At 71.5% G+C, this 17,716-nt stretch carries 12 protein-coding genes; 5 read left to right on the plus strand and 7 right to left on the minus strand.

Going from position 1 to position 17,716, the window contains the following annotated elements:
* Window positions 1–183: 183 nt before the first annotated feature.
* Both OG589_RS00915 and OG589_RS00920 read left to right on the plus strand, forming a co-directional pair.
* Window positions 184–3,921 carry a family 78 glycoside hydrolase catalytic domain gene (locus OG589_RS00915; protein ID WP_405145261.1) on the plus strand — a complete coding sequence of 1,246 codons (3,738 nt, stop codon included), beginning with the start codon at window positions 184–186 and terminating at the stop codon, window positions 3,919–3,921.
* A 228-nt stretch (window positions 3,922–4,149) separates the two neighbouring features.
* Window positions 4,150–5,625: a multicopper oxidase family protein gene (locus OG589_RS00920; RefSeq protein ID WP_405145262.1), complete on the plus strand. Its 1,476-nt coding sequence runs from the start codon at window positions 4,150–4,152 to the stop codon at window positions 5,623–5,625.
* A 63-nt stretch (window positions 5,626–5,688) separates the two neighbouring features.
* On the opposite strand, the gene OG589_RS00925 is transcribed toward OG589_RS00920, so the two are convergent.
* From OG589_RS00925 to OG589_RS00955, 7 genes are all read right to left on the minus strand, one after another.
* Window positions 5,689–7,419: an ABC transporter ATP-binding protein gene (locus tag OG589_RS00925; RefSeq protein ID WP_405152251.1), complete on the minus strand. Its 1,731-nt coding sequence runs from the start codon at window positions 7,417–7,419 to the stop codon at window positions 5,689–5,691.
* A gap of 5 nt (window positions 7,420–7,424) precedes the next feature.
* A complete protein-coding gene (locus OG589_RS00930; protein ID WP_405145263.1) occupies window positions 7,425–8,510 on the minus strand; it encodes a serine hydrolase domain-containing protein in 1,086 nt (361 codons plus the stop codon).
* 202 nt (window positions 8,511–8,712) lie between these two features.
* Entirely contained in the window at window positions 8,713–10,404 is a 1,692-nt protein-coding gene (locus OG589_RS00935) for an anhydro-N-acetylmuramic acid kinase (RefSeq protein WP_405145264.1), read from the minus strand.
* Window positions 10,401–11,324: an N-acetylmuramic acid 6-phosphate etherase gene (murQ, locus tag OG589_RS00940; protein ID WP_405145265.1), complete on the minus strand. Its 924-nt coding sequence runs from the start codon at window positions 11,322–11,324 to the stop codon at window positions 10,401–10,403. The genes OG589_RS00935 and murQ overlap by 4 nt, the downstream gene beginning before the upstream one ends.
* Entirely contained in the window at window positions 11,321–12,208 is an 888-nt protein-coding gene (locus OG589_RS00945) for an ABC transporter permease (RefSeq protein ID WP_405145266.1), read from the minus strand. Before OG589_RS00945 ends, murQ begins: the two co-directional genes overlap by 4 nt.
* Window positions 12,208–13,176 (minus strand): ABC transporter permease, encoded by a 969-nt coding sequence (locus OG589_RS00950; RefSeq protein ID WP_405145267.1) that lies wholly within the window; start codon window positions 13,174–13,176, stop codon window positions 12,208–12,210. Before OG589_RS00950 ends, OG589_RS00945 begins: the two co-directional genes overlap by 1 nt.
* 57 nt (window positions 13,177–13,233) lie before the next feature.
* Window positions 13,234–14,772, minus strand: a complete 1,539-nt coding sequence (locus OG589_RS00955) for an ABC transporter substrate-binding protein (protein ID WP_405145268.1) — start codon at window positions 14,770–14,772, stop codon at window positions 13,234–13,236.
* A 185-nt stretch (window positions 14,773–14,957) separates the two neighbouring features.
* Between OG589_RS00955 and OG589_RS00960 the strand changes: the two genes are divergently transcribed.
* Genes OG589_RS00960 through OG589_RS00970 form a run of 3 tightly spaced genes read left to right on the plus strand, consistent with a single transcriptional unit; the run spans window position 14,958 to window position 17,647 of the window.
* Window positions 14,958–15,860, plus strand: a complete 903-nt coding sequence (locus OG589_RS00960) for a MurR/RpiR family transcriptional regulator (RefSeq protein WP_405145269.1) — start codon at window positions 14,958–14,960, stop codon at window positions 15,858–15,860.
* A gap of 27 nt (window positions 15,861–15,887) precedes the next feature.
* On the plus strand, window positions 15,888–17,000 hold the full coding sequence (locus OG589_RS00965; RefSeq protein ID WP_405145270.1) for a CapA family protein: 1,113 nt from the start codon (window positions 15,888–15,890) through the stop codon (window positions 16,998–17,000).
* 5 nt (window positions 17,001–17,005) lie between these two features.
* A complete protein-coding gene (locus tag OG589_RS00970; RefSeq protein ID WP_405145271.1) occupies window positions 17,006–17,647 on the plus strand; it encodes a protein-L-isoaspartate(D-aspartate) O-methyltransferase in 642 nt (213 codons plus the stop codon).
* Window positions 17,648–17,716 lie beyond the last annotated feature (69 nt).

Genomic DNA, 17,716 nt, shown 5'->3' on the forward strand with positions numbered 1-17,716 from the left:
CGGCGCCGTGGTCAGAACCCAGGAAGCGCCCGCGACGCGACGTCAGAGCCGGAACGCCCGGCATCCTTTCCGCCGGGCCGGAGCCCCGGCGCGGCATTCCACGAAGGTCGCATCGCCTTAAACCGTTTTACCAGCCACTGATCCACCTGTTCCGTACCCCCACGGATCTCCAGGAGAGTCGGCATGCCCCCCACATCCGCTCGTCCGCACCGGCTACGCACGCTGGCGACCGCCGTCCTGGCCCTGGTCGCACTCCTGCTCGGCCCCATCCCCGCCGCGTCGACGGCCGCCCAGGCCGCCGCCGTCCCCGACCTGTCCGGCGCCGCCTGGATCTGGTATCCCGAGGGGAGCCCGAGCCAGTCCGCGCCGGTCGGCACCCGTTACCTGCGGCGCGGCTTCACCGTCCCCGCGGGCGCGGTCACCGACGCCCAGCTCGTGGTCACCGGAGACGACACGGTCGACGTCTGGCTCAACGGCGTGCCGCTGGCCGGCTCGCCCCGGAGGACCGACTCCTGGCGGCAGGCGATCTACGTCGACCTGGCGTCCGCCGTCCGCGCCGGCGCCAACACGATCGCCTTGGCGGCGCGCAACACCACGGCGGGCCCGGCGGGCGTGATCGCCAGGCTCAGGGTGACCACCGCCGGAGGCACGGTCGACCTGGTCACCGACGGCGCGTGGAAGGCCGCGAGCACGGTCACCCCCGGCTGGATCGAGCCGGGGTTCGCCGACGGGTCCTGGCCCGCGGCGGCGGTCTCCGGCACGTACGGGGCCGCTCCCTGGGGCACCGGTGTGGCGGCTCCCGACCTCGGCGCCGCCTCGCCGCTGACCGTGGCCGCCCCCACCACCGAGCACCGGCCGACCCCGCTCGGCATCGACGCGCGCGCCCCCCGCTTCGGGTGGCAGCTCACCGGAGGCGCGGGTGAGCAGGTCCAGGCGGCGTACCAGGTCCTCGTCGCCTCAACCGAGAGCGGCGCCCAGTCCGGCACCGGCGACCTCTGGAACAGCGGCCGGGTGGTCTCCGGCAGGTCCGTGGACGCGGTCTACGGCGGTGCGGCGCTGGCGTCGGGCACGCGCTACTACTGGCGGGTGCGAGTGTGGGACACCCAGGGCAGGGCGGGCGCCTGGGGGCCGGTCACGTGGTTCGAGACCGGCCTGCTCGACCCGTCGGCCGAGTGGCAGGCCGACTTCGTCGGCGCCCCGGCCGGCGCGCCCGCCCTGGCGGGGGCGAGCTGGATCTGGTATCCGGAGGGAGACCCCGCGTCCAGCGCGCCGCAGGGCACCCGGTTCCTCAGGCGGCAGTTCACGCTGCCCGCCGGCACGATCGGCCGGGCACGGCTCACCGTCACCGGTGACGACACCGCCGACGTGTGGGTGAACGGCATCCAGGTCAGCTCCTCGCCGAGGGCCGTCGACTCGTGGAAGTCCGCCGCCGTCGTCGACATCGCGGCCCGGCTGCGGGCGGGCGCCAACACCCTCGCGATCTCGGCGCAGAACACCACCGTCTCCCCGGCCGGGGTGGTCGCCGCGCTGGAGGTCGACGTGGCGGGCGCGGGCAGCACCAGGCTCGTCACCGACGCCGGGTGGAAGGCCGCGCAGAGCGGGCCGTCCGGCTGGCAGGACTCCGGGTTCGACGACTCGGGGTGGCCCGCCGCGCGCGTCGCCGCCGCCTACGGCTCCGGGCCCTGGAGCTCGAACGTCGCGGTGGCCGAGCCCGCGCCCTACCTCCGCAAGGGGTTCGTCCTCGGCAAGCCGGTGGCCTCCGCGCGCCTGATGGTCACCGCGCTCGGCCTGCACGAGACCCGCGTCAACGGGACGAAGGTCGGCACCGAGGCGCTGGCGCCGGGCTGGACCGACTACAACAAGCGCCTGGCCTACCGCACCTACGACGTGACCTCCCTGGTCCGCCAGGGTGACAACGCCCTCGGCGCGCTGCTCGGCAACGGCTGGTACTCCGGCTCCATCGGCTTCGCGGGAAGCCAGAAGTACGGCAGCAGGCCGTCGTACTCCGCCCAGCTCCGCGTGCGCTTCACCGACGGCAGCACGCAGACCGTGCGCACCGACTCCTCATGGCGGGCGGCGCCGAGCCCGATCGGCGCGGACGATCTCTACCAGGGCGAGGAGTACGACGCGCGGGCCGTCCGCGCGGGCTGGGACACCGCCGCGTACGACGACGCCGGCTGGGCCCCGGTCACCGTCCGCGGCGGGGTGAAGCCGCACCTTGTCGCCGCCGTCGATCCCGGCGTCGCCGTGCAGGCGAGCATCACTCCGGTGTCGGTGACCCAGCCCAAGCCCGGCGTGTGGGTCCTCGACATGGGGCAGAACTTCGCGGGCTGGAACCGCCTGCGCGTGCGCGGCGCGGCGGGCACCACCGTGACGATGCGCCACGCCGAGGTGCTCAACGCCGACGGCACCATCTACACCGCCAACCTGCGCGCGGCCCGCCAGACGGACCGCTTCACCCTCGCGGGCACCGGGGCCGACGAGGTGTACGAGCCGAGGTTCACCGTGCACGGCTACCGCTACGTCGAGCTCACGGGCTTCCCCGGAACGCCCACGACCGCCAGCGTCACCGGGCTCGCCGCGTGGACCAACGGCCAGGCGACCGGTGGCTTCACCACCTCCAGCGCGCTGGTCAACCAGCTCCAGCACAACATCCTGTGGGGAGCGCGCTCCAACATGCTCTCGGTCCCCACCGACTGCCCGCAGCGCGACGAGCGGCTGGGCTGGACCGGCGACATCGGCATCTTCGCCGGAACCTCGACCTTCAACTTCGACGTGCAGGGCCTTCTCGGCAAGTTCGCCGACGACCTGGCCGACGCCCAGCACGCGGACGGCGCGTTCACCGACGTGGCGCCCGACGTCTGCTGCGGGGCGGGCAAGGCGGGCTGGGCCGACGCGGGCGTCATCGTCCCGTACACCCTCTGGCAGCGCTACGGCGACGTGCGGGTCGTCGACGAGCACTTCGCCGCGATGAAGCGCTGGGTCGACTACTCCAGGAGCACTGCCGGAGCCGATCTGATACGCAACCAGGACACCTACGGCGACTGGCTCAACGTCAACGACAACACCGCCAACGACCTGATCTCCACGGCGTTCTTCGGCCACAGCGCCCGGCTGCTCGCCCAGATGGCCGCTGCGACCGGGCGCGCCTCCAACGCCGCCACCTACGGCGCGCTCGCCGACCAGGTGGCGCAGGCGTTCACCGGCAGGTTCGTGGCCGCCGACGGCACCGTGTCGGGGAACACCCAGACCGGCTACGTGCTCGCGCTGGCGTTCGGCCTGGTGCCCGACGCCCGGGTGCAGGCCGTCGCCGACAGGCTCGCGGCCAAGGTGGCGGCGAGCGGCGGCCACCTCAGCGTGGGCTTCCTCGGCGTCGAGAACCTCCTGCCCGTGCTGGCCGACCACGGCCACCTCGACACCGCCTACCAGGTGCTGCTGCAGCCCGGATATCCCGGCTGGGGGTACATGAACAGCCGAGGCGCCACCACGATCTGGGAGCGCTGGGACGGCATCCGCACCGACGGCTCCCTGCAGGACCCCGGCATGAACTCCTTCAACCACTACGGTCTCGGCTCCGTGGGCGACTGGCTGTACCGCTCGGTCGGCGGCCTCGGGCCCGATGCCCGCGATCCCGGCTACCGCCGGATCACCATCGCGCCCCGGCCGGGCGGCGGCCTCACCTCCGGCAAGGCCGACCTGCGCACTCCGTACGGCAGGGCGCTGAGCGACTGGTCCATCGCGGGCGGCACGCTGACCCTGCGGGTGGAGATCCCGGCCAACGCCACCGCCACCGTCCGGGTCCCCGCGTCGTCGTCCTCCGCCGTGACCGCGCCCCCTCAGGCGGCGCCGATGGGCTACACCGACGGCGCGGCGGCCTTCCAGCTCGGCGCGGGCACCTACACCTTCACCGCCCCCGCCTGACGGCCGCGCCTCCGAGCCCATGTCCCCGGGGGCGGCCCGTCGCTCGACGAGCCGCCCCCATCCGGGGCGAGGTATTACACACGGGTACGGAGCGTCCCGCCGGGATATCAACGTCCCGGATCGTACGATCTCCTACGGCCCCTCACTCGTCGATGCAGAGGAGCCGTCGTGCCCGCAGCCGGCACCAGTCAGCACCGCGATCGTCGGTCTCCTCCACCTGTAGGTCAGATGACCAGGCGATCGCGATCGCTCGTCCGGCTCGGGCTGGTGACGGTCCTGGCAGTGGCCGGATGTGGCGGCGCGGGGCCATGGCACCACGCGGCCAGGGACATCTCCGCCACCACGGGCACGACCTCACCCGCTCCGACGCCCACGCCCGCTTCCACTTCCATGCCGACGGGGGCCGAGACCGCGTTCGCCGAGCCCCGGCAGTACGTCAGCAAGAACGGGCTGTTGAAGGTGCGGCTGGTCGTCGGGGCTCGCACCGTGCGGCTGGCGGGGCAGCCGGTGCGGGCACTGACCTACAACGGCGACTACATGCCGCCGACGCTGCGGCTGCGCCCGGGCGACCGGCTCGACCTGACCATGGTGAACGACCTTCCGGAGCGGACGAACCTGCACACGCACGGGTGGCACGTCTCGCCGATGGACTCCTCGGACAACATCTACCTGTACATCCGTCCGGGCCAGAGCTACCACTACACCTACCGGCTTCCGGCCGACCTGGCGCCGGGGACGTACTGGTACCACTCGCACGCGCACCCGCGCTCAGAGCCGCAGGTGTTCGCCGGACTGTCGGGCGCGATCGTCATCGACGGGCTCGAACGCCACCTGCCGAGCGGCCTCCGGCACATCACCCAGCACCTCATCGCCCTGAAGGACTTCCAGGTGCGCGACGGCGCCATCCCCACGAGCGGCATCGACAGCAACGCGCCCACCACGCGCACGGTCAACGGGCTGGTGAACCCCGCCATCCCCATCCGCCCGGGGGAGACGCAGCTGTGGCGGCTGGCCAACATCGGGGCCGACATCGCCTACAACGTCCACCTGGAGGGAGGCCGATTCCACGTCATCGCGCAGGACGCCAACCCCGTCGACACGGTGTGGAGCGCGGACACGCTGCTGATGCCGCCGGGCAGCCGCTTCGACGTGCTGGTGCAGGGCCCCGCGGCGGGGCGGAGCCGCCTTTCGACCCTGGCATACACCACGGGCCCGGACGGGGACTCCTACCCCCGCGCGACCCTGGCCACTGTCGTGTCCTCAGGACCCGCCACGCCCCGAGCGGCCCTGCCCGTGAAGTTCGCCCGCTTCAGGGACCTGCGCCACGACAGGCCGGCCCAGCGCCGCACGATCGTGTTCTCCGAGAACAACCCGCAGAAGAAGTTCTACATCGACGGCAAGCTCTTCGACCACCAGCGGATCGACGTACGGGCGCGGCTGAACACCACCGAGGAGTGGACCGTGCGCAACACCGCGAACGAGGAGCACACCTTCCACATCCATGTGAACGACTTCCAGCTCATGAGCGTCAACGGTAGGCCCTACGCGGCCCACGGCCTGCAGGACACCGTGCAGCTCCCGGTGCGCGGCCAGGTCGTGATACGGATGCGCTTCCGCGACTTCCTCGGCAAGTATCCCTACCACTGCCACATCCTCAACCACGAGGACAACGGCATGATGGCGAACGTCGAGGTGGTCCGCTGACCCCCGCCACGCCGCTGACCCCTGCTAGGCCGCTGACCTCCGCTACGCCGCTGACCGCCCGCGCTACGCCGCTCGCCGGGCGCCGGGGATCGCGGCCAGCAGCTCGCGGGTGTACTCCGCCCCGGGGTTCTCGAAGATCTCACGTGGAGTGCCGGTCTCCACGATGCGCCCACCCCGCATCACATGAACAGTGTGCGAGATCATGCGCACGACCGCGAGGTCGTGGCTGATGAACAGGTAGCTGAGAGAGAGCTCCCGCTGGAGATCGGCGAGCAGTTCGAGGATCTGTGCCTGCACGAGGACGTCGAGCGCCGACACGGCCTCGTCGAGCACGACGAGCTCGGGCGAGAGCGCGAGCGCCCTCGCGATCGCGACGCGCTGGCGCTGCCCGCCGGAGAGCTCGTGCGGGAGCCGTCCGGCCATCGAGGAGGGGAGCGAGACCTGGTCGAGCAGGCGGGCCACGGCCTGCTTCCTGCTCTTCGCGGTGCCCACCCGGTGCACCCGCAGCGGCTCGCTGATCGATTTCTCGACGGTGTAGCGAGGGTCGAGCGAGGCGTAGGGGTTCTGGAAGACGGGCTGCACCCGGCGGCGGAACGCGAACAGCTCGCGACGCCGGAGCGAGGTGAGGTCGGTGCCGTCGAACAGGATGCGGCCGGAGGTGATGTCGTCGAGACCGAGCAGCAGGTTCGCGGTCGTCGACTTGCCCGACCCGGATTCGCCGACGATGGAGACGGTCTGCCCGCGCGGGATGCCGAAGCTGACCCCGTCGACCGCCGTGAACCGGGAGGGGACGCCCGTGCCCGCCGCGCGCGTCGTGAAGACCTTGCTCAGGTCCTCGATCTCCACGAGGTGGCGGGGCGAAGCGGTCGAGGCCGGCGGGGCGAGCGAAGCGGTCGCGGCGGGCGGGTCGGGCTCGGCCCGGTCCCGCGCGGTCGCGGCGGGCGCCGTCACCAGGCTCGTGGAGACGGCCGGCGCCGTCACCATGCTCGTGGAGGACAGGCTGGGAACCGCCCTGAGCAGGCGCTGGGTGTACTCGTGCCGGGGGTCGGCGAGGATCTCGGCGGCGACACCGGCCTCGACGATCTCACCCCGGTACATGACGACGACGGTGTCGGCACGCTCCGCCGCGAGAGCGAGGTCGTGCGTGATGAGGAACACCGCCGTGCCCATGTCCCTGGTGAGCGTCTCCAGCTGGTCCAGGATGCGCCGCTGCACGGTGACGTCGAGCGCGGAGGTGGGCTCGTCGGCGATGAGCAGCTTCGGCCGGCAGGCCAGGCCCATGGCGATCAGCGCGCGCTGCCGCATGCCGCCCGAGAACTCGTGCGGGTACTGGTCCGCCCGCCGTGCCGGCTCGGGGATGCCGACCATCTCCAGCAGCTCGACCACGCGTGCGCGCGCGGCCCTGCCGGTGGCGCGCCCGTGGACTTCCAGGGCCTCCCCGATCTGGTCGCCGATGCGCATGAGCGGGTTGAGGTTCGACATCGGGTCCTGCGGCACGAACCCGATGCCCGCCCCGCGGATCGCGGTCATCCGCCGCTCGTTCGCGGTGGCCAGGTCACGTCCCTCGAAGAGCACCTCGCCGCCCGTGATGCGGCCGTTGTCCGGCAGCAGCCGGTTGACCGCGGCGGCCGTGGTCGACTTCCCTGAGCCGGACTCGCCGACGACCGCCACGGTCTGGCCGGGAAGGATCTCCATCGAGACGTCCTTCACGACCGTGACGTCCCGACCGCCCGTGCGGAACGCGACCGACAGGTTACGGATCTCCAGTAGCGGGGTGGGGGTCATCATGGTCACCTCGGTCAACGTCCGCTTCTCTTCTCGATCTCTGTCGCGGTGGCCTTCAGCAGCTCGTGCCAGAGCGTCTCGCCGGGTACGGGGGTTCCCTCCACCAGCAGGCGATTGCAGGCGAGGGCCAGGGCGACGCCGCGGTCCGGCACGAAGCCGACGGCGCATCCGACATAGCCGGGATGGCCGAGCACGGTGAGGGTCTCGCCGCCGAGCCGCAGCCGGTACCTGCGGAAGCCCAGCGCCTGCGCCTCGTCGGGGCCCGGCGCGAAGAACTCCCGCGCCACCTCGGGCCGTACGAGCGCGTCGTGCTCGCGGTAGCCGGACAGCGCGCTCGCGAAACGCAGCAGATCGGGCACCGTCGAGAACAGCCCGGCGTGGCCGGAGATCCCGCCGAAGGCGTGGTAGGCGTTGCCGTCGGCGACCCGCCCGTGCACGGGCCCCCGGCGCCAGCCGGAGAAGTCGCCGCTGCGGTAGGGCACCGGGTACGGCGTCCCGGAGTCGAGCATGCCGATCTCGACGCGGTCGTCCCTGGCCCCCGTCGCCACGGGTTCCCCCGCCGGTTCGGCGTACCGGGTCGCGTCCAGGCCGAGCGGCCCGAGCACGAGCTCGGACACCGCCTGGCCGAGGCCGAGTGCGGTGGCGGTGGCGACGACGCGCCCGAGCAGGATGAAACCGAGGTCGGAGTAGTGGCGCCCCTCGCGCGGGCGGTAGCGCAGGGGCAGCTCCTCGGCGACACGGTAGGCCTCCTCAGGGTCGCCGGCCGCGATGTAGAGCGGATGCCACTCCCACAGCCCTCCCCGGTGCAGCAGGAGATCGCGTACCGTGACGCTCTCCTTCCCGCCACCGCGGAAGCCGGGGAGGTAGCGGCTCACCTCGGTGTCGAGGCCCACGATCCGGTCGGACACCAGGCGCATGAGCGCCGTCGTGGTGCCGACGACCTTGGTGACCGAGGCGAGATCGTGGTGGGTGCCGATCGTCAGGGGATCCTCACCCACGCGCTCGCCGTCCTCCCAGCGGACGGTGCGGTGGCCGGCGCACGCGTCCGCGTCGAACCACGGGGTCCGCGCGGCCAGGGCGACGCCGGACGGCGGCCGCATGCCGTGCGGGGCGGCCGGCCCGCACGGAGTAGCCGGCCGGTCAGGAAGAGCCGGCCCGTCCGGATTAGCCGGCCTGTCAGGAAGAGCCGGTCCGTCCGGAAGATCCCGGCCGTAGGGGAGAGCCGAGACGAGGCGTTCCGCGGTCGTGGCGAGGGCGTTCATCGGTGACGGCCCTCCCGGGCCGGCGCTACCACTGCCGGGCTCACGGGAGCTCCTTCACCAGCCGCAGCTCGGGCTCGCCGAACTCGGCCGTGGTGCGCTCCCCGCCGTCCGGCGCCCAGCCCTGGCGGCGGTAGAAGCCGATCGAGGGCTCGTTGCCGCGGAACACCCACAGGAACGCGCGTGGGGCGCCCGCCTCCGACAGCGCGGACTCCGCCGCCCGCAGCAGAGCGGCACCGAGGCCCATGCCCTGGGCGCCCGGGCGCACGTACAGCGAGTGCACCATGCCGTCGCCGTCGTCCTGGCGTACGTACCGCGTGACGCCGAGCACCGAGGGGGCGCCGTCCCTTTCGCCGAGGGCGACGACGACCTCGGCCGGCCCCGGTTCCTCCAGCACCCTGGTCCAGAGCGCCCGCGCCCGGTCCGGCGTCATGCTCGCGACCAGGCGCGCCGGCAGGACCCGCGCGTAGCTCTCGTGCCAGCACGAGAGGAAGACCTCGACGATTCCGTCGAGATCGTCGCGGGTCGCGAGCCGGAGGGTGGCGGGCATCGCCTCCCGGCCCGCGCGCCGCCGGGTCAGCGTGAGCGCGCGGGGAGCCTCGGCCGCCGGGGCGGGGAGGACGAGCGGTCCCGCCCCCGGCGTGAGGGTGCCGAGGACGCGGGCGGCCCGTGCGCCCGTACCCGCGGGCACGGTCCCCGGCAGACCGTGCGCGGTGTGCCAGCCGATGAGGGCGAAGGCGATCGCCTCCTTGTCGTCGGCGGGAGCGCCGTACTCGTCGGAGAGCGCGATGGTCACGCCAGGAAGCGCGCGCCGCAGGCCGTCCATCAGCACGGGGTTGCGGCACCCGCCACCGGAGGCGACGACGAGGTCCACGCCGGCCGCCGTCAGATCTCTCGCGACCGTGCGCACGGTGAGCTCGGTGAGGGTCGCCACCAGGTCCGCCGCGCCGGGCCTGCTGCCGGCCTTCGCCATCGCGTCCTCGACATAGGCCAGGTGGAAGAGCTCCTTGCCGGTGCTCTTGGGGGCGGGCCACCGGTAGTAGGGCTCGTCGAGCAGGACTTCCAGAAGGCGCTCGTCGACCGTTCCCGAGGCGGCGATGCGCCCGTCCTCGTCGAACCCGCGCTCGCTCAGCCGCTTGCCCACCACGACCGCGTCGATGAGCGCGTTCGCCGGCCCGATGTCATAGGCGACGAGGTCGCCGGCGCCGCGCATCAGAGTCATGTTCGCGATGCCGCCCAGGTTGAGCGCGGCGGCGGTGCCCTCGTGGCCCGCGAGCAGGAGGGCGTCGAGCAGGGAGACGAGGGGAGCGCCGTGGCCGCCCGCCGTGATGTCGCGGACACGCACGTCGGAGAGCACCGGCGCTCCCGTACGCTCGGCGATCCAGGCGGGCTGGCCGATCTGCAGGGTGCCGAGGGCGTGCGCGCCTTCGACCCAGTGGAACACCGTCTGGCCGTGCGAGACGATGAGGTCGACCGCACCGGCCTCCGCGATCGCCGCGGCGGCGGCCTCGGCGAAGCACTGGCCGATGAGGGTGTCGAGCTCGCACATCTCGGCGAGCGTCGTCGCCGCCGGGGGGAGCGCCGCCACCAGGCGGGCGCGGAGCTCGGCCGGGTAGGGGGTGCCGGCCGTGTACTCGACCACCGCGTTGAGCGTGTCGCCCACGCTTCCGAAGTCCACCAGGGCGGCGTCGATGCCGTCGTGCGAGGTGCCGGAAATCATCCCGAGGATTCTCATGACCGCTCTCCGAGTGCCACACGGAGACGGCCGCTGCTCTCGACGAGGCGGGCCATGGCCTCCTGGGGGGTCAGGCCGAGGCGGAATGCCACGATCGCCTGTTTGACGTTGTAGTCGTTCCTGTCGAGGGTGCTGATCGCCTCGTCCCGCCTGGCGCCGGTGACCGTGCGCATGATGCGGATCGCCCGCTCGCGCAGCTTCCCGTTGGTGGCCCTGACGTCGACCATCAGGTTGCCGTACGTCTTGCCGAGCTGCACCATGACGATCGTCGAGAACATGTTGAGCACGAGCTTCTGCGCGGTGCCGGCCTTGAGCCGGGTGGAGCCGCTCACGACCTCCGGCCCCACGATCACCTCGATCGCGTGCTCGGCCGCCTCGCTCAGCGGGCTCCCGGCGTTGCACGAGAGTCCCACGGTCAGCGCCCCGCGTTCCCGGGCGCGCCGGATCGCCGACAGGACGTACGGGGTTCGCCCGCTGGAGGTGACGCCCACCACGGTGTCGAGCGAGCCGACGGCGGCGGCCTCGATCGCCGCGACCGCGGCGTCGGTGTCGTCCTCGGCCCCCTCGGACGGGGAGACGATCGCGCTCTGGCCCCCCGCGATGATGCCGAAGACCTGCTCAGGCGGGGTGCCGTAGGTGGGAGGGCACTCCGAGGCGTCGAGCACCCCGAGGCGTCCTGGGGTCCCCGCGCCGACGTAGATGAGGCGTCCACCGGCCTTCATGCGTTCCGCCGCCGTCTCGATGGCGCTCGTGATCTGGGGGAGCGCCCGGGCGATCGCGCCGGGCACCGTGGTGTCGGCCTCGTTCATGGCCGCGGCCAGCTCGCCCACCGTCATCTTGTCGATTTCGGCGTACCGGGGGTCGGTGGCCTCGGTGACGAGGTCGCCGAGCCGGGCGGATTCTGAAGGGTTGCCGCTCAACGCTTTCCTCGGTTTCTCGGGTCGAGTGTGTCGCGCAGGCCGTCGCCGAGCAGATTGAGCCCGACGACCAGCAGCACGACGACGACTCCGGGCGCGATCATCGTCCATGGAGCGATTGAGACCAGGGTGCGGGCCTCGAAGATCATCGACCCGAGCGAGGGCGACGGGGGAGGTGTGCCCAGGCCGAGGAAGCTCAGTGACGCCTCGGTGAGGACCGCCCACGACAGGGACAGGGCCACCTGGATGATGATGATCGAGGTGATGTTCGGCAGCACGTGCCGCATCATGATCATGCTCTGGCTCTGGCCGGTGCTCCTGGCCGCCTTCACGTACTCGATCTCCCGGAGCGACAGAACGGGGCCCCGGGTGACGCGGATGAAGATGGGCACGTAGACGATCGCGATCGCGACCGCCACGGTGAACCAGTTGCGGTCGAACACCGACGCGAGCGACAGCGCCAGCAGCAGCGGCGGGAAGGCGAACAGCACGTTCGTCACCCCGCCGATGGCGCCGTCGGCGAAGCCCCGGTAGAAGCCCGCGACGAGCCCCGCCAGGGTGCCGATGACCGAGGCGAAGGCCACGGCGACGACCGCGATGAGCGCGGAGCTCGCGGCGCCCGCCGCGACGCGGGAGAAGATGTCGCGGCCGAACTGGTCGGTGCCGAGCAGGTGCCCGGAGGACGGAGGCAGGAGACGCTCGGGCGGGTTCTGGGCGATCGGGTCGTACGGGAGCGCGTGCAAGAAGGACAGCAGCGAGACGATCGCCAGCACCACGACGATGACCAGGCCGGCGAGGCCGCTCGGGCTCCTCAGCAGGCCGCGGAGACGGTGGGTGCCCTTGCGCGCGCCCGGCGGGATCTGGGCGGTCTGCGCGATCTCGGTCATCAGGCCCCCACCCTTGGGTCGATGACGCGGTAGAGGACGTCGGTCAGGAGGTTGACGATGACGAACGTCAGCGCGATGACCAGCACCGTGCTCTGGACGACCGCGTACTCCTTCTGCTGGATGCCGAGCAGGACCTGCCGTCCGATGCCGGGGACCGAGAAGATCTGCTCGACGACGACGGCGCCGCCCAGCAGGTAGCCGAACTGCAGGCCGGTCATCGTGACGATCGGGACGAGCGCGTTGCCGAGGACGTGCTTGGTCTGGAGGCGCCGCGCCGGGACGCCCTTGGCGCGCGCGGTGCGGACGAAGTCGTCGGAACGGACCTCAAGGACGGCGGTCCGCGTGGTGCGCAGGATGGGCGCCGCGATGCCGAATCCGAGCACGAACGCGGGCATGAGCATCTGCCGCAGGTTGAGCAGCGGGTCCTCGGCGAGGGACGCGAAGCCCTGGCCGTTCGGGTTGAAGCCGAACGAGGACGCGAAGACCGACAGCAGGGTCGTCGCGAGGAGGAAGGCCGGCACCGACAGCCCGGCGAGGCTCACGAGCTGGCCGAAGGCGTCCCTTCCCGAATCGGGCTTCGAGGCCGCCAGCATGCCGAGCGGGATGCCGATCAGCAGCGCGAGGATGATCGAGAGCACGGCCAGCTCGAAGGTGACCGGCAGGGAGTGCAGGGTGAGGTCGAGCACGCTCTGCTGGGCGCGCGCCGAGTAGCCGAGGTTGCCGGTGAAGAGGTTGCCGAGCCAGGAGAAGAACTGCGTGAACAGCGGCTGGTCGAGCCCGTAGTAGCGCTGGAGGGCCTCCTGCTGGGCCGGGGACAGCGCCGCCGCCTCCGTGCCGAGTCCCGCCGTGATCTGGTTGCCGGGGATCGCACGGAGCATGACGAACACGAAGACGGCCACGCCGAGGAGTGTGCCGATCATGCTCGCCACGCGCCGCGCGACGCGGTTGTGGATGAGTGTCTGCAACATATGCCTGGGTCCTCGCCCCTGGTGGGGCGCCGCGGGGGCGCCCCACGAGGAAGGCGGCTAGTTGACGGCCGTGGTGCGCAGGTACTGGAGGGAACCGTTCGCCATCGGGGTGAACCCCTGTACCTGTGATGTGGTCGCGGTGTAGGTGTATCCGGTGAAGAGCCAGATCCACGGCGCGTTGTTCTCCAGCTCCGCGGACACCTTGTCGTAGATCACCTTGCGCTCGGCCTGGTCGGTGGTCGCCTTGCCCTCGGCGAAGAGCTTGTCGAGCTCCGGCGAGCTGTAGCCGGTGACCTTGTTGAGGTTCCCCTTGCTGGTGAAGTACCTGCTGTACATGCCGTCGGGGTCGGGGCGCCCGCCGTTCAGCGCGACGGCGGCGTCGAAGTCGCCGGCGACCCAGCGGTCGACGTACGCGCCGGACTCGAGGACCTCCAGGTCAAGGTTGATCTTGGCCTCGGCCAGCTGCGCCTTGAGGCTCTGGGCCTCGTTGACCGACGTGGAGTACTCGCCCTGGGAGACGATCGTCTTGATCGTCACTCCGGAGCCCTTGCCCGCCTTGCCAAGGTACTCGGCGGCCTTGCCAAGGTCGCGCGTGGGGCACGGGCGCTGGTCGGGGTTGGACTTGAAGGCCGGCGCCGTGATCGGCCCGGTCACCGTGCCCTCGCCGAGGGCCGCGGTGTCGAGCACCTGCTTGCGGTCGACCGCGCACTGGACGGCGAGGCGCACGTTGACGTCGGTGAGGTCGCCGCGACGCCCGTTCAGCTGGAGGACGTGGTAGCTGAGCTGCGGGGTCTTGGCCACCCCGAGCTGCGCGGCCGCCGCGGTCTTGGCCACGAGCGGGTCGTCGAAGACCGCGAGCTGCACGTTGCCCGACTGCATCGCGGAGACGATCGAGGACTCGTCGGGGATCACCCGGAACTCGATGCCCGCGAGCTTCGGCTTGTCGCCCCAGTACTTCTCGTTCTTGACGAGGGTGAGCGCCTGGCCCGCGACCCGGTTCGCAAGGACGAACGGCCCGGTCCCGTCGGGGGTGGTGTTGAGCGACGCCTCGGTGTCGTCCGAGGAGAGGATGGCCATGTTGACCACGGCGAGGTTGGACGGCAGCGCGGCGTCCGGCGCGCTCAGGTGCAGCACCACGGTCTTCGGGTCGGGTGCGTCGACCGAGGTGACCGAGGCCAGCGAGGCGCTCGCGACCGCCGCGGTGGCCTCGTCCTTGATCCGGTCGAGCGAGGACTTCACATCCTTGGAGTCGAGGGCGCTGCCGTCGCTGAAGGTGACGCCGTCGCGCAGGGTGAAGGTCAGCGTGCGGCCGTCCTTCGAGGTCTCCCATGACGTGGCCAGCCCCGGGACGACGTTGAGGTCCTTGTCGAACTCGGTGAGGGTGCCATAGATGTTCTGCAACACGTTGACCGCCTGGAACTGCGTGGCCTTCCAGGGGAAGAGCGTGTCAGGGTCGGACGTGACGCCCACGACCAGGTTGCCGCCGGTTCCGCCCGCCGCGCCGGGCTTGGGCGCCTGCGCGGAGGATGAGCAGCCGGTGAGCGCGGTCGACGCCGCTGTGGCGACCCCGATCGCCAGAAGGGTGCCACGGGTCAATCGTGATGTGTGCCACATATGGTCTCCTCAGTGACATTCGATGCTGCGCTGCCGGGCGCGCTGAGCTGCGCGGTCACCCAGGAAGCATCCGTGGTCCAAGTTGAGGCATAAAAGTACATGAGTTGGTGTGGTTTGTGTAATTTTATTTCCGGCACGACCGGACAAGGCTAGAACGAGGAGTGGGGATGAGTGGAGGCGGGGCCGGTCACACGGAGTCCGGGGTGGTCCTGGTACGGATACGGGCGGCCTTACCCGGGTTACGACCGTCGGAGAAGCGCCTCGCGCAGGTCTTCCTGGACAACCCGGCCGAGGCGGCCAACCTCTCGATCGCGGAGCTGGCCTCCCGGTGCGGCACCTCGACCACCTCGGTGGTGCGCTTCTACCAGCGCATGGGCTACGCGCACTACAAGGACTTCCGCATCGACCTCACCCGTGAGGTGACGCGGGAGGAGCTCACGACGTCGAGCATCTCCGAGATGTCCGGCGACATCGACCGCGACGACACGCTGGACGAGATCGTCGCCAAGGTGGCGATGAACGAGACGCTCTCCATCGCCGACACCGCCCGCACGCTCGACACCCGGGCGCTCGGCCATGCCGTCACGCTCGTGCTCTCCGCCCGCCGCCTCGACAGCTTCGGTGTCGGCGCGAGCTCCTTCGTCGGGCTCGACCTCCAGCAGAAGCTCACCCGCATCGGCAGGACGGCCATCAACTGGCGTGACCCGCACTCGGCCTGGACCTCCGCGGCCACCCTCGACAACGCCTGCGTCGCCATCGCCATCTCGCACACCGGCGCGACCGTCGACACCGTCGAGTTCCTGGCGATCGCCCGCAAGGCCGGCGCCGCGACGATCGCCATCACCAACTTCCGCGAGTCGCCGCTCGCGGCCACGGCCGACGTCGTGCTCACCACCGCCGCGCGGGAGACGAGGTTCCGCTCCGGCGCGCTCGGCAGCCGCATCGCCCAGCTCATGGTGGTCGACTGCCTGTTCACGGGCGTTGCCCAGGCCTCCTACGACGCGTCGATGGAGGCCCTGCGCAGCACTTACACCATCGTCCACGACCGCAACACCCGCGGGCGTTCCTGATGTGAGGGACGCGCCTAGCATGGGAGCATGCGCGCCGATCCGGTGACGTTGTTCCTCTGCGGCGACGTCATGCTCGGCCGGGGAGTCGACCAGATCCTTCCGCATCCCGGGGATGCGACACTGCGGGAGCCATGGGTCCGGGACGCCGTCGACTACGTCAGGCTGGCGGAGGCGGCGAACGGCCCGATTCCCCGTCCTGCCGGCTTCTCCTGGCCGTGGGGTGATGCCCTGCGGGCGCTGGAGGAGGCCGCGCCGGATGTCCGCATCGTGAACCTGGAGACGAGCGTCACGCGCTGCGACGAGTTCGCACCGGGGAAGGCCGCGCACTACCGGATGAACCCCGCCAACCTGCCCTGCCTGGCCGCCGTCCGGCCCGATGCCTGCGTGCTGGCGAACAACCACGTGCTCGACTTCGGCCGCCGGGGCCTCGCCGAGACGCTCGACGCCCTGGCCGGCGCCGGGCTGCGGGCGGTGGGGGCCGGGCGGAGGGCGGACGAGGCGCGGCGGCCCGCGATCGTCACGGTCGACGGTGGTGTGCGGGTGGTGGTCTTCTCATGGGCGATGGAGTCGAGCGGCGTCCCGCCGGGGTGGGCGGCCACCTCGGATCGGGCCGGAGTCGACTTCCTGCCCGAGCCGCCGCGTACCGGAGCCGCCGAGCCGGCCGACCGTGTGCGGCAGGTGAAGCGCCCCGGCGACGTCGTGGTCGTCTCCATCCACTGGGGCTCCAACTGGGGCTACGACGTCTCCCGGACGCAGAGGCACCTCGCCCACGAACTGGTCGACGCCGGCGCCGACGTCGTGCACGGGCACTCCTCCCACCATCCCCGGCCGATCGAGGTGTACCGCGACCGGCTCATCCTCTACGGCTGCGGCGACCTCGTCGACGACTACGAGGGCATCACCGGCCACGAGGAGTACCGCGACGAACTGCGGCTGCTGTACCTCGCCTCGCTGGAGCCGGGGTCCGGGAAGCTGACCGGTCTGCGGATGACGCCGATGCGGGCTCGCCGGCTGCGCCTGCGGCACGCCTCCCGCGAGGACTCCGAGTGGCTTCAGGCGGTTCTCGACAGGGTCAGCCGTGACTTCGGGTCGCGCGTCGGCCTGGAGCCGGACGGCACGCTCGCTCTCCGGAGAGCGTAGGCGCAGTGACCGGAGACGCCTCTCCCGAAGATCTCGTCAGCGCCGTCCGGGCGGCAGGCATCCACGATGAGCGTCTGATCGAGGCCGTGCGTTCGACGCCACGAGCGGCATTCGTGCCCGCAGACCATGCCGGGGTCGCCTACCATGACGAGCCCATCCCGATCGGGCACCGGCAGGTGACCACGCAGCCTTCGTTGTCAGCAAGGATGATCGAAGGCCTCGGTCTCGCAGGGGACGAGCACGTGCTCGAGATCGGCACCGGCCTCGGCTTCCAGACCGGGCTGCTCGCTCGCCTGGCCGCCGATGTCGTGAGCATCGAGCGATGGCCGGATCTGATGGAGCAGGCGCGGCGGAATCTCGCCCGGCAAGGTGTCGACAATGTCGAGTTGCTGGTCGGGGACGGCAGCCGCGGACTGCCGGACCACGCTCCCTACGACGGCATCATCGTGTCGGCCGCCTTCCCCGAGGTCCCCCCGCCGCTGGTCGAACAGCTCCGGCTCGGCGGCCGTCTCGTACAGCCCGTCGGACCGGGCGGGCAGGAGGAGGTCGTCCTGTTCCAGCGCACCGCGACCGGGCTGGAACGCCGGCAGGTCCTCACGTTGGCCTACTTTGTCCGCCTCCATGGAGAGTACGGCTTTCCGCCATGAGAGCACCGTCTCCGATCGCCGATGGTGACTTCGGTGTTGAGTACGGCGTGCGCTCCTACTTCGGCCGGA

Origin of the sequence: Sphaerisporangium sp. NBC_01403 (assembly GCF_045040145.1) — a bacterium.
Classification (GTDB): Bacteria; Actinomycetota; Actinomycetes; order Streptosporangiales; family Streptosporangiaceae; genus Sphaerisporangium; species Sphaerisporangium viridialbum.